12 protein-coding genes and 1 tRNA gene are annotated in these 12,110 nt (G+C 61.2%); 12 read left to right on the forward strand and 1 reads right to left on the reverse strand.

Going from position 1 to position 12,110, the window contains the following annotated elements:
- Positions 1-199: 199 nt before the first annotated feature.
- Positions 200-826, reverse strand: coding sequence for a helix-turn-helix domain-containing protein (locus NKK50_RS11315; RefSeq protein WP_352543392.1), 627 nt, complete (start codon positions 824-826; stop codon positions 200-202).
- Positions 827-1,454: 628 nt separating this feature from the next.
- Between NKK50_RS11315 and NKK50_RS11320 the strand changes: the two genes are divergently transcribed.
- The 12 genes from NKK50_RS11320 to NKK50_RS11375 all read left to right on the forward strand — a co-directional run bounded on the left by NKK50_RS11320 (position 1,455) and on the right by NKK50_RS11375 (position 12,000).
- Positions 1,455-3,101: a DNA methyltransferase gene (locus NKK50_RS11320; protein WP_352543393.1), complete on the forward strand. Its 1,647-nt coding sequence runs from the start codon at positions 1,455-1,457 to the stop codon at positions 3,099-3,101.
- A gap of 42 nt (positions 3,102-3,143) precedes the next feature.
- Positions 3,144-3,632: a hypothetical protein gene (locus tag NKK50_RS11325; protein WP_352543394.1), complete on the forward strand. Its 489-nt coding sequence runs from the start codon at positions 3,144-3,146 to the stop codon at positions 3,630-3,632.
- Positions 3,633-5,114, forward strand: coding sequence for a DEAD/DEAH box helicase (locus NKK50_RS11330; RefSeq protein ID WP_352543395.1), 1,482 nt, complete (start codon positions 3,633-3,635; stop codon positions 5,112-5,114).
- A gap of 10 nt (positions 5,115-5,124) precedes the next feature.
- Positions 5,125-5,406: a hypothetical protein gene (locus tag NKK50_RS11335; protein ID WP_352543396.1), complete on the forward strand. Its 282-nt coding sequence runs from the start codon at positions 5,125-5,127 to the stop codon at positions 5,404-5,406.
- A complete protein-coding gene (locus NKK50_RS11340) occupies positions 5,399-6,238 on the forward strand; it encodes a hypothetical protein (protein WP_352543397.1) in 840 nt (279 codons plus the stop codon). Before NKK50_RS11335 ends, NKK50_RS11340 begins: the two co-directional genes overlap by 8 nt.
- Positions 6,235-6,657, forward strand: coding sequence for a hypothetical protein (locus NKK50_RS11345; RefSeq protein WP_352543398.1), 423 nt, complete (start codon positions 6,235-6,237; stop codon positions 6,655-6,657). Before NKK50_RS11340 ends, NKK50_RS11345 begins: the two co-directional genes overlap by 4 nt.
- Positions 6,644-9,523 (forward strand): primase/helicase family protein, encoded by a 2,880-nt coding sequence (locus NKK50_RS11350; RefSeq protein ID WP_352543399.1) that lies wholly within the window; start codon positions 6,644-6,646, stop codon positions 9,521-9,523. The genes NKK50_RS11345 and NKK50_RS11350 overlap by 14 nt, the downstream gene beginning before the upstream one ends.
- Before the next feature lie 108 nt (positions 9,524-9,631).
- On the forward strand, positions 9,632-9,928 hold the full coding sequence (locus NKK50_RS11355; RefSeq protein ID WP_352543400.1) for a hypothetical protein: 297 nt from the start codon (positions 9,632-9,634) through the stop codon (positions 9,926-9,928).
- A 53-nt stretch (positions 9,929-9,981) separates the two neighbouring features.
- Positions 9,982-10,059 (forward strand) — tRNA-Met (locus NKK50_RS11360).
- A 53-nt stretch (positions 10,060-10,112) separates the two neighbouring features.
- Positions 10,113-10,394, forward strand: coding sequence for a hypothetical protein (locus NKK50_RS11365; RefSeq protein WP_352543401.1), 282 nt, complete (start codon positions 10,113-10,115; stop codon positions 10,392-10,394).
- Positions 10,395-10,435: 41 nt separating this feature from the next.
- A complete protein-coding gene (locus NKK50_RS11370; RefSeq protein ID WP_352543402.1) occupies positions 10,436-10,663 on the forward strand; it encodes a uroporphyrinogen-III synthase in 228 nt (75 codons plus the stop codon).
- 143 nt (positions 10,664-10,806) lie between these two features.
- On the forward strand, positions 10,807-12,000 hold the full coding sequence (locus NKK50_RS11375) for an HWE histidine kinase domain-containing protein (RefSeq protein ID WP_352543403.1): 1,194 nt from the start codon (positions 10,807-10,809) through the stop codon (positions 11,998-12,000).
- Positions 12,001-12,110: the final 110 nt, after the last annotated feature.

Raw genomic sequence — 12,110 nt, forward strand, 5'->3', positions numbered from 1 at the left:
CACGGAAGGGCCGAAGCGGCCCTACCTTTCTACCGCCGCGAGTGCGGTAAATTCCACCTGTACGAACCAACATGCTGCCCGAATCCTTCGTTTGCAAATCGCTAACCGTTTGTAATATGCAAACACGCTACGGGCGCCGTCAACGTCTAACTGCGACTGATTGATAAAATTGTATCTTATTATCTAGCGGCGTGACTTATCAGGCCGTCGCGGGCTTCATAAGCAGGATCGGCGCATACCATTCGACCTCTACCTCGGCGGATTCCGGGATGCCGAGGCCGAGCAAAGTATGCGAGCCAGGGGTGTAGCCGCGCCGAATCGTGCGCAGCAAAATTTCGCCGGACTTGGTGCCAACAACGCATCCCCGGCCGATCATCCGGTCGTCCGGTTCCCGCCTCGCGCCAGACACAACAATCCAGCCGTCGAGAATATCCATCTTCGTTTGCGGAGTCCGCCACTGCCACGCCGTCGACCCAGGTTCAACGTTTACGCCGATATCAACCATGCGCTTGCGCTTTCCGGCGCCGCTCTCTGGCTGCACGCGGGCGGTGTGATCGATCCAACCTTCGAACGGGAGCATTTGAGGCGCCGCAGCTCCACCGGCTTTGATGCCGTCAACCCTAACGCCCATGTGTTCCATGACATCGGAGGCGGTGACGCCGAGAAGGCGCGCCATATCGGCGGCGGCGGTAAGAGATAGCTTCCGCTTGCCGGCGAGCATTAGACTCATTGTGGATTTGTCTATGCCGAGCATCCGGCCGAGGCCGGATTGTGAAAGCCGGTGCTCTTCTAACTTACGGCGGAACCAATCAACATCAGGCTTCATAATAAGGCACTCCAAAAAAGGCACTGCTAACACCGCATCTGATTCGGTGCATATCGCAGTTGTTAACATTTAGCAAACGATATCAGTGCCGAAAGGCCCATTTCACTTTGCATTTCGTCACGAATCTGTTTGCACTCGGCAGACGTGCCGAATTGGCACAACTCCGCGACATAAGCTTGCCAGGGGTAGGCGGAAGGGATCATAAGCATAGATACCCGGACCTCTCGGACGGGGCAGAACCCGCCGTTACGTGGCCCAAACTGCCGCAGGAATAGGCAAACGCGGGATCAAGCTACCGCTAACGAAATTAAATCGATTTTGATCCTTTGCCTAGTTTTAATTTTCGGCTTGCCATCGGTTAGCGAACATGGTTTGCATTTTGTCAACGTTTAGCGGATTATATCAAACGTGACACGACCGGCCGGCCCAGGTGATTTTGTTTGCGAGAGGTGCGGCGGTGCCGCGAGCTTCGGTTACAACGTGAAATTGAGGGTCGGACGGCTCGGGAACTGGCGTTGCTATGCCCATCGCGTTGACGAAACGCAAACGATTTACAAGGCCGAGCCGGTGGAAGCACCGGCGCCGCCGCCACCGCCCGCACCTCCAAACCAAGGGGACCTCTTTTAGCATGAACACCTCAACCGCATTTTTGGACGGCCGCGTCACGCTGCTTTCCGGCGACTGCTTTGCTCGCCTTGACGATATCCCCGAAAGCTCGGTCGACGCCGTGGTGTGCGACCCTCCCTATCACCTCACCTCAATTGTCAACCGCTTCGGTGGCGATGACGCCGCCCCCGCGACGCCGAAGGAAGGCAGCGCCGGGGCCTATGCCAGGGCGAGCGCCGGGTTCATGGGCAAGACCTGGGACGGCGGCGACATCGCGTTCCGCCCTGACCTATGGGCGAAGGTGCTTCGCGTCCTGAAACCCGGCGGCTACGTTGCGGCCTTCTCGGGCACCCGGACCTATCACGATATGGCGGTCGCCATAGCCGGGGCAGGCTTCGAAGTCCGCGACAACATTCTCAACATGCTCGCCTCCGATACGGCGGTCGTGCAGTTTCTTGAAAGCCTTTCGCCAGCACAGGTGGAAGCGTTCTTTCGGTGCATCGAAGATAGCCAATTCGGTGGGATGCTGGCTTGGTGCTACGGCACCGGATTCCCGAAGAGCCATAGCGTTTCGAAGGGCATCGACGACCATCTGTTTCGCGAATGGCTGGCAACCAAGCCGGCTCTACTCGCCCGATACAAGCGCCTCACAAAATGGGCGAAGCGGCGGGACAAGCGCGGGATCTCAAGCGGACTTCGCGGACGTATCGAAACCGCATTCAAACGCATCGGCGGCTTTCGCGGTGAATTCCTCGGCAAAGAAACGCTTGTCAATGACATGCGCAATTCCGCGCTCTTGAACGTAGGCAAGGGCGAAGAACGCCCCGCCTATGATCGGGATATCTATTCCACCGCAACGGACAAGGCCGCCGAGTGGAATGGATGGGGCACCGCGCTTAAACCCGCATGGGAGCCTATATGCCTGGCCCGTAAGCCGATGATCGGAACCGTGGCCGAAAACACCCTGGCCCACGGCACCGGCGGCCTCAATGTGGATGCCTGCCGGATCGATGCGGAGAAGGCCACAGGATGGGGCGGCAAGGCCAGCGGTGGCGGCACCTGGACCGAAGACAACAGCGGCCTTTGCAAAGACGGTGAAGCCCGCCCGGTGCAAGGCCGATATCCGGCCAACATCGTAACGGATGGTTCCGCCGAGGTGGAAGCCGCGTTCCCCGATGCTGTCGGCGCGCAAGGCCGCGTCACGGGCCGGGAAGACAGCGCCAGCACCAAGAACACTCACGGAGAGTACAACCGGGCCGCCAGCGAGCCGCGAGGCGACGCGGGCTCTTCTGTCCGTTTTTTCTACAGCGCCAAGGCGGACGGCGACGACCGGCTCGGCTCCAAACACCCTACCGTCAAGCCGGTCGATTTGATGCGCTGGCTTGTCCGTCTCGTCTGCCACAAGGGCGGCACGGTGCTTGATCCTTTTGCCGGGACGGGCACCACGGGCGAGGCCGCGTTTTGGGAAGGGTGCAACGCCATCCTGATAGAGCGCGAGGAAGAATACCAGCGCGATATAGCGAAGCGAATGTCGCTAGTGCTGGCCGGCCCTGAAACCAAGAAACGGGCGCGAACCGCCCTCGAGTCCGCCGAGGGCCTCCCACTCTTCGGAGAGGCCACGGTTGCCCACGTCTCGCAAATCAACGCCCGCGAAAAGCTTGTCGCTTGAACTGATCGTTTGCAAAACACAAACGTTTTGGAGAACTCCCCTATGAAATGGAATGCTGAAAACAAGGCCGAGGCTCGGCGCCTATGGGCAACCGGGATGAACGGCGCCGAGATCGCCGAGCTTGTCGGTTCATCGCCGGAAGAGCTTTACGGCCTGGCTCGCCGGAACCCCGATCAGTTTGCACCTCGGGGGCACGGCCGGAAGCGGGTTCGCAAGACCGCTGCCCCGGCTCAAGTCGAGGGGCCGGCGCCCCGTCCGTTCAATGTGAAGTTTCCGGCGAAGGCGCCCGGCTACGATGGCGTTCCCCACGGCCGCCTCACCTCATGCAAATGCGAGTTCCCGCTTTGGGGACATCACCAACAGTTTGACGCCGACACCTCGCTGTTTTGCGGGGCACCGCGGATTCCTGGCTTCCGGCAACCCTATTGCGGTTTCCATGCCCTCGCCACGACCGGGAAGGGCACGCCGGTAGAGCGCCGCGCGGTGCGGGACGCCATAGCGGCGGACACTCGCGAGGCGGTGGTGGCTTAAATGGCTTTCGTCCTTCGCCCCTACCAGCAAGAGCTAATAGTCGAGGCGCGGGACGCGCTTCGCGAGGTCAATTCCGTTCTTGTCCAGATGGCAACCGGCGGCGGCAAAACCGGCCTCGCCGCCTTCATGGCATCGTCTGCGGCGAAGCGCGGCAAGCGAGTGATCTTCGGTGTCCACCGGCGCGAGCTTATCAAGCAAACCGCCCTCACCTTTGACAAGGTCGGAATTCCTTACGGGATCATTTGTTCCGGCATGACTGGCGACCGCCGCCAGCCGGTACAGATCGCCAGCATCCAAACGCTCGGTAAGCGGATGGAACAACACGGCACCCCCGACCTCTATGTGCCGGACGAAGCGCACCACGCGGGCGCAAAAACGTGGTCGGACATCATTGAAGAATACGCGGGCAAGAAAGCCAAAATCGTTGGCCTGTCGGCGACGCCGGAACGCATGGATGGCACCGGGCTAGGGAAGTGGTTCGGCCGCATGGTGCAGGGGCCGCCCGTGGCCTGGCTCATGGAACAAGGCTACCTGTCCACCTATCGCGTGTTCGCGCCTACCTCGCCGGACCTCTCGGGCATCAAGCGCACCGGCGGCGACCTCAACAAGGCCGAACTAGCCAAGCGCATGGCGACTACCGCCATCACCGGCAACGCGGTCGAGCATTACCGGCGTCTCGCCCACGGCCGTAAGGCCATGATCTTTTGCGTGTCCATCAAGCACAGCTTGAGCGTGGTCGAGCAATTCCAGGCCGCCGGCTACACCGCTGCCCATATCGATGGCGACTCCCCTGACCGCGACGCCATCCTTCGCGCCTATGAACGCGGCACGATTCAGATCCTGTCATCGGTGGACCTTGTTTCCGAGGGCTTCGATTTGCCCGCGATTGAGGTCGCCATTCTCTTGCGGCCCACGCATTCGTTGCCGCTGTTTCTACAGCAAGTCGGCCGCGTGCTTCGTCCCGTCTACGCGCCAGGTTTCGACCTCGATACCCAGGCCGGCCGCCTCGTGGCGATAGCGGCGGGGCCGAAGCCTTACGCCCTCATCCTCGACCACGCCGGAAACAGCATCCCGAAGGAACAAGGCGGGCGCGGCCACGGCTTGCCCGATGACGATCGGGAATGGACGCTTGAGGGTCACGAGAAAAAGAAACGGACGAAGGAAGACGAAGACGACGACGAGCCCGCCGTTACGACACGGCAGTGCCCGAATTGCTTCCGCGTCCACCAACCCGCGCCGACCTGCCCGCAATGCCAGCACGTCTATCCCACCATGGGCCGGACGGTGAAGGAACTTGCCGGCGAACTGGCGGAGATCGACCGCACCGCCCGCGTGGTGGCGAAGCAACAGCAAAGCTCGGCGAAGAGCTTGGAAGACCTCGTCGCGCTCGGAAAGATGCGCGGCATGAAGAACCCCCACGGGTGGGCGAAGCACGTTCACGCCGCCCGAATGTCCAAATCTCAAACCCGCTACGTCCGCTGAAAGGAAGCCTATGCCCCGCTCTTATTCCGACTACATCAAAACCGGCCAGATGACCGACCTTGAGGCGATCAAGCACAACACCATTCGCAACGGTGGCCGCGCGCACATGGCCGCTGCCCTGGCCGCTCACGTCCGCGACGGCCTGCCGGCAGATGCCGCCGCGTTCGGCGTGCTCGATACCCTGGCGGTTAAGCTGGTCGAGTGGTATGGCGCCCCCGCTGCCGGCGAGGTGTTGCGCCACTACGCCGAGATTTGCGAGCGCCAGGTTCCAGCGGTGCCTTCCAATGGCTAAGGCAAAAGCCATCTTCGAGTCCGAGGCCGCGCTTTGCGCCGCCTTCATTGCTCGCCTGCCCGAGGGCTGGACCGCGTACCCGGAAACCGCCGGCTTTGATATCCTCTTGGTGCGCGACGTTGACGGCGGCCAAATCGGCGTTGAGGCAAAAATGACCCTCAATCCGAAGGTGCTTCTGCAGGCCATTGAAGGCATCTATTCGGGGCACGGCCGCGAGCACGCCGGCCCTGACTTCCGGGCCGCTTTGGTGCCGTCTGGCGCCGCCGGGGTCGAGTTGAAGGCCGTAGCAAGCTATCTCGGTGTCGTCGTGATCGTCATGACAAGCGAAGGGGAACGCGTCGCCGAAGAAAAGGCTTTCGCGGAAAGGTTCGGGCTTTCCTATCGCCGCGCCCATACCAGCGACAAGCCGTGGTTCACCCCGGAACTTCCGGCCTTCGGCTATGACTGGCGGAAGACCTGGGCGGACCATTGCCCGGCGGAACGGTGCAAGGTTCCGGCCTACGTGCCCGATGTCATCGCGGGCGCTTCGGGGCCTTCGCAGCTATCGGAATGGAAGATTAAGGCGATCAAGATTTGCATAATCTTGGAACGCCGAGGCTTCGTTTCCATCGCCGATTTCAAGCTAATCGGCATCGACCGGAAGCGCTGGCTTGATATGCGCTGGCTTGCCCCTGCCGCCGAGCGGGGCCGCTATATCGCCGGTCGCAGTGCCTTGAACCTCCGCCTCGCCCATCCCGTAAATTACGGGCAGATCGAGGCGGACTTTGACAAATGGAAGCCGGCGGATACCGAACACCGGGCCGAGCTTCAAGCCATGCCGGCGTTGCTATGAGCACCGGCACAAATCTTATGAACCGCTGCCTCATCGTCTTGTCCAAGGCGGGGGCAACGGTGTGGAGAAACACCACGGCATCGGGGTGGGCTGGCAAATCGTTTTCATTGTCGGCCGGCGAGAAATACACTGCCCGAGGCGGCGAGCGAGTCGTGCTTGACGCCTACCCTATCAAGGCCGGTCTATGCCTCGGGTCCGGTGATATCATCGGCCTCGCCTCTATCATCATCACGCCCGAAATGGTCGGCCGCCGAGTCGCCGTGTTCGGGTCCTGGGAAGTAAAAGACGGGACGGGCAGGCCGACGAAGGAACAAGCCCATTTCGCGGGTTTCATCGCTGGCGCCGGTGGCATCGGCACGATCATTAGAAGTGAAGCGGACGCGCTCGAAACTCTCAAGGCATACCGTGGCGGACAGTGAACAACAGATCCTCGATTTCATTGAGGCGATGCGCTCGGCCGGCGTCCACTTGGACACCTCCAACGCTCGCGGCTCATCCCATCCGATAGCGGACGGCAAGATACATCGCGCCAACGCCCAGGGTAAAAAGCAGGCCAAAAATCAACACGTCTGGTATGTGCTGCACTTGGACTCCCCGGCCTCGGGCGCCTTCGGCGATTTGCAAACCGGCGTGCAAGATACTTGGACCGAAAAGCGGCCGTCAACGATGACGGCGGCGGAACGTTCGGCCCTGAAACAACGCATGATCGATACGCAACGCCAGCGCGAGGAAGAGCGAGCCGCGCTTCATGCCGCCGCTGCTGCCGCTGCGGCCCTCATCATGGCGGAAACAGAGAAGGCGCCGGCATCGCACCCCTACCTCGCCCGAAAGGGCCTGCCGCCCTTCCCTGGCCTTCGCAGACTCAAGAAAAGCGTTCGCTACGTCATCGACCCCGAGGAAGAGCCCCGCACCGCTCGGGCCGGCTCGCTTGTCGTGCCGCTCTACTCGCCGGCCAAGGTGCTGGTGAGTGTCCAGCTTATCGCCGATGATGGCACGAAACGCTTTCTCAAGGGCACCGCGAAAGAGGGGAACTATCATTCCATCGGCAAGCCGCCGGAAGAGCCCGGCGCCGTCATCGTGATCGCCGAAGGCTACAGCACCGCCGCCCGCGTTCATGAGGCTACCGGCTACCTCACTATTACCGCTTTCGATGCCGGCAACCTGGCGTCGGTTTCAAAGGCGATCCGCGCCAAGTACCCTGAGGCGCGGTTGCTCTTCGCGGCGGACAATGACCGACTCACCCCGATGCCAGACGGAAGGATGAACCCGGGCCTCACCAAGGCGAAGGAAGCGGCAGAAACGGTCGCCGGGCTTGTCGCGTGCCCCGAGTTCGACGCCGCCGATATCGAGCTAACCGACTTCGATGACCTCGCCCAAAAGTATGGGGTCGGCCGGGTGCGCGATCTCATCAACGCGGTACTCAACCCGCCGGCATCGCAGGATGAAGAAAATCCGGCGCCGCCGCCGGCCGAGGATGACGGCAGCGGCTATCACCCGGACGATCAAGACCACGGCCCCGACCACGCCGAGCCCGGCGCGTCGCGCGTCGATGCGGACGAAGTGGAGCACCCGCTTGCTACGTTCGGCGAACCTCATTTCCGTTGCCTTGGGGTCGATGAAACAACGCTGTTCTTTCAGCCCGCGAACGTGGCGCAAGTGATCTCGCTTACCGCGTCGCAACTGTCATCTTCGAACATGATGCGTCTTGCCAAACTGCAATGGTGGGAGTCCGAATTCCCCGGCGCGAAAACTGGTGTCGATTGGAGCGCAGCGATCAACGCATGTATGCAAGCGTGCATGTATCGGCGCAAGTTTGTGCCTCACAATTCGGTGCGGGGGCGAGGTGCATGGTTCGAGGGCGAAACCGCAATTTATCATGCCGGCGACCGCCTCATTGTTGACGGCTCGGAGTCATCCTTTCACGATCACAAAAGCCGGTTTGTCTATGACGAAGGCGAAGCCCTGGCGGTGGACGTTGACGGCCCGGTGAACACCGCCGAGGCGCGTAAGCTCCTAGAGCTTTGCAAAAGCCTTCGGTGGGTTTCCCCGCTGTCCGGCTACCTTCTCGCGGGATGGTGTGTTGTCGCCCCAGTGTGCGGCTTCTTGAAATGGAGGCCTCACGTTTGGGTCAATGGTCCCTCGGGTTCAGGCAAGTCCACCGTAATGGATCAGATCATCCGCCGGTGTCTCGGCGCCACCGCGTTGAGCGTGGTCGGCAACACGACGGAAGCGGGAGTGCGCGGCGCCCTCGGCATGGATGCGCTGCCCATCATCTTTGACGAAGTCGAGCCCAAGGATCAAAACAACCAAGCACGCATCCGAGCGATTATGGACCTGGCGCGCGTCGCCGCCTCGGAAGGCGATGGCCTCATTCTCAAGGGCACCGCGAACCAAAAAACGAAGGGCTTCCGGGCCAGGTCAATGTTCGTCTTCGCGTCCATCGTCACGCAAATCGAAGGCTACGCGGACGAGTCGCGTATCACGCAATTGACCCTCGCGGATGGTGCGCAAGATTCCGAGGAAGAGAAGGCCGCGAACAAGGTTCACTATGAAAAGCTACTGTCCGATATCGTCAGCCTTCTCACGCCAACATTTTCAAAGCGGTTGATCGCGCGGACCATCCAGCACTTGCCCACGCTTCGGGCTTATGTGGACGTGTTCACGGTGGCGGCGGCTCAACACCTCGGCACGCAACGCCTCGGCGATCAGCTAGGGCCTATGCTGGCCGGCGCGTACCTTCTCAACACCACGAAACCTGTGACTGTTAAAACGGCCCTGGAATGGCTACGCGCCAACGACTGGACCGATCACAGCGCGAAGGGCGCCACCAAGGATTCCGAACGCTTCTTGCAGCATGTCACCGGCCATCTAGTCCGCCACAACACGCCCGAGGGCGGCACCTGGGAGCGGACGGTCGGCGAGCTATTGGAGTTGGCGGCCTATGCCGCCGATCAACTGCCCCTCGGCGATGGCTACAACGGTATGGAGCCGAACAAGAAAAAGGGTTCTGCCGTGGCCGCCCTGGCTCGCCTCGGGATACGGGTATGGCGGGCAGCGGACGGAATGGCCGTTGACATCACCACGACGCACGAAACCTTCAAGCGCCTTGTGCTGCGAAACACGGAATGGGCGGCTACAAAGTATCGAGACATCTTGAAGGCGATCCCCGGCGCCAAGCCAGGCAAGGGCAATCGCTACTTTTCAAGCGGGATCAACACGCCGTTTGTGACTGTCCCGCTTAATGCGTTGCTCGGGGAACGCGAACCAGGCGAAGAGGCGGATTGAGCGTTGACAAAATGCAAACGACTCGCTGATACTTCAAACGTTGGCGGCCGGTCATAGACCTCACGGGCCGGTCGCCCTTTTTTGCCTTCGTCTGAATAAGGAACCAAGATGCACAAGCGCTTCCTTCTGTCTGCACTTGCCGTCGCAATGATCGCCTTTTCCGCGTGTTCGTCGCCGGCCGCCGAGCTCGACCGCGTCACCATCGCCACCGCTGCCCAGGAACACCCGCCAAGCCCAGCGCCGCTTGCTGTTGCTGCTGAATTCGCCATCGTCGCCGCCTCGCGCGAGGCCCGACCTATGCCTGCGGTTGCCGTCACCGGCGCCGCTGTCATGCTGTTCGCGGTCTATCGCCTCCCCAAGGCGGCCGCCGGCTCGCACCGCCCTTATGCCGTACCCTGGCGATAAGCCCGAGTCGTTTGCGTTTTGTCAACGGCAAACGAAAAACCCGGCAGGTAGCGGGCGGGGTAGCTCAGCCTGGTAGAGCGATCGGTTCATGCCCCGTTAGGCCGGCGGTTCGAATCCGCCTGCCGCAACCAATTCGCCGGCATCGACCTTGCACGCCGTGCCGGATCGACGCTACGCTCGACCGATGAAACAGATCCTCGCCGCACTCTTCGCTCTTGTCGCCACCTCGGCCGCGGCCGAAGAAATGAAGCTTACCCCGGACATGGCGAAGGGTGCGGCCCTGGTCATTCGGAACGCCGGGTTCAACTGCCCGGCGGCTAAGATGGCTTGGAAGAAAGGGGAGGACGCCCGAGGCGATGTCGTCAAGGTGCATTGCGGCCCCGATGACGGAACGGACAATGTCTTCGCCGACTTCGCCTACCGCGTCACATTTAGGGATGATGGACGTATTGATGTCGACGAATAATAGCGTGCGGAACCTAACTGCACCGTGCAAGTTGAAGCCCTATGAGCGCACGGGGTATAAATTTTCTTGATCGGTGGCTTGCCGAAAACCTACCGAGCCTGGTGGGGGCAGATGTCATATCGGTGGGCAAGGCAACCGAAAAGCTTTTCCATGACGCGCAACGCCAAGGGATTGACGGCGCCGAGGTCGCCGAGGGTGCCGGCGGCAGCGTTTACGAAGCCATACTCGACGCCATTGTCCATTATCAAACCCCCGGCATCACGGACTAGGGTGTCGACTCATAAGTGCGCAGCCCGATGTACCGTGATGGTTGCGCTCCCGCCGATGATGCGGTGAGCCCGTTAAATCAAAAGATTCGCCTATTCGGGATAAGTAGCGCAGGGTGAAATCGGCCTCGATCGGAGGGGCGCTCATGACAATGTTGCAGGAAGTTGAGGCTTCGGTCGATGTATACATCACCGGCGAGCTAAGCCGTCGCGCGCCCAAAACAACGGACTACCTCATGGAAAAGTTGGCGATACAGGACCTCGCCGCGCGGATGGCTGACAATCCCGGCGAGATCATGCCGCGCCTCGTTGACTTGGCGCTGGAAATGACCGGGAGTGTCACCGGCGGCCTCAGTCTGTTCGAACCGGACCCGGCGCCGGGCATTTTCCGCTGGCATCACCTGCGTGGCCGTCTGGAGAAGTTCACCGGTGAAACGACGCCCCGGATGTTTTCGCCTTGCGGCGTGACCTTAGACCGCAACTCGCCGGTTTTGTGCAAGCGTCCTGAGAGGACCTACACGTGGCTTCAGGATGCGGAGATTTCGCTGCCAGAATTGCTGCTCGTGCCGCTCTATGTTGGCAGCGTGAAACCAATCGGGACGTTGTGGCTGGTTTCGCAAGATGAGGACTACTATGACAGCGGCCATGCGCGGGTGATGACCGAGCTCGCCTCGTTCGTCGGCATCGCGCTTCACGTGCAACAGACTGAGCAGAACTTGAAGCGGGCACTGGAGCATCAGCAGACGCTGACGCGCGAGATGAACCACCGGGTAAAGAACCTTTTCGCCGTCACCTATGGAATGATCCGGGTCAGCGCCAAGGCTGCGTCCTCACCGGCCGAGATGTCGGAACTTCTCTCCGGCCGCCTCCATGCGCTGGCGGCGGCCCACGACCTCGTCAGGCGTCAGATCGGCGACGAGACGGTGAGCGAAGGGACTGAACTCGACCAGCTTCTCCGGAAGATCCTCAACCCGCACGAAGATTCGGCCTTTAGCCGCTTCGAAATCAACGGACCGCCGGTCCACCTCGGTGATCGTGCCACGAATGGCGTGGCGATGGTCTTCCATGAACTCGCGACCAACGCCGCCAAACACGGAGCGCTGACGCTCGGCCCAGGCAGGATCAAAGTGTCATGGACCCGCAAAGACGAGTATCTGCTGTTGCACTGGCAGGAAAACGGCGGCCCGCAGATCATGGCTGCACCGATCAGGAAGGGCTTCGGCAGTACGCTCACCCACAACACCATCGTCCGCGAATTCGGTGGCACGCTCGATTACGATTGGCGGCCTGACGGACTATCAGTCGATATCAACGTGCCGATCCAGAACTTATCAACCTGAAGCCCTGATGCCGCCGCGCGGTGCTACAGTGGCGCTTCATCGAGGGTCTCGCTCGACAGTGCGCACACGGCGGCTAAGACAGCTTGTCGGGCTTAGTAGGCTCCGTCTTT

It is taken from the genome of Mesorhizobium sp. M0001, assembly GCF_040324255.1.
GTDB lineage: Bacteria > Pseudomonadota > Alphaproteobacteria > Rhizobiales > Rhizobiaceae > Mesorhizobium.

Excerpts from the sequence above, each read along its gene's own strand:
- NKK50_RS11325 (WP_352543394.1), top strand. The coding sequence starts at position 3,144 with ATGAAATGGAATGCTGAAAACAAGGCCGAGGCTCGGCGCCTATGGGCA.
- NKK50_RS11345 (WP_352543398.1), top strand. The coding sequence starts at position 6,235 with ATGAGCACCGGCACAAATCTTATGAACCGCTGCCTCATCGTCTTGTCC.
- NKK50_RS11315 (WP_352543392.1), bottom strand. The coding sequence starts at position 826 with ATGAAGCCTGATGTTGATTGGTTCCGCCGTAAGTTAGAAGAGCACCGG.
- NKK50_RS11370 (WP_352543402.1), top strand. The coding sequence starts at position 10,436 with ATGAGCGCACGGGGTATAAATTTTCTTGATCGGTGGCTTGCCGAAAAC.
- NKK50_RS11335 (WP_352543396.1), top strand. The coding sequence starts at position 5,125 with ATGCCCCGCTCTTATTCCGACTACATCAAAACCGGCCAGATGACCGAC.
- NKK50_RS11375 (WP_352543403.1), top strand. The coding sequence starts at position 10,807 with ATGACAATGTTGCAGGAAGTTGAGGCTTCGGTCGATGTATACATCACC.
- NKK50_RS11340 (WP_352543397.1), top strand. The coding sequence starts at position 5,399 with ATGGCTAAGGCAAAAGCCATCTTCGAGTCCGAGGCCGCGCTTTGCGCC.
- NKK50_RS11320 (WP_352543393.1), top strand. The coding sequence starts at position 1,455 with ATGAACACCTCAACCGCATTTTTGGACGGCCGCGTCACGCTGCTTTCC.
- NKK50_RS11365 (WP_352543401.1), top strand. The coding sequence starts at position 10,113 with ATGAAACAGATCCTCGCCGCACTCTTCGCTCTTGTCGCCACCTCGGCC.
- NKK50_RS11355 (WP_352543400.1), top strand. The coding sequence starts at position 9,632 with ATGCACAAGCGCTTCCTTCTGTCTGCACTTGCCGTCGCAATGATCGCC.
- NKK50_RS11330 (WP_352543395.1), top strand. The coding sequence starts at position 3,633 with ATGGCTTTCGTCCTTCGCCCCTACCAGCAAGAGCTAATAGTCGAGGCG.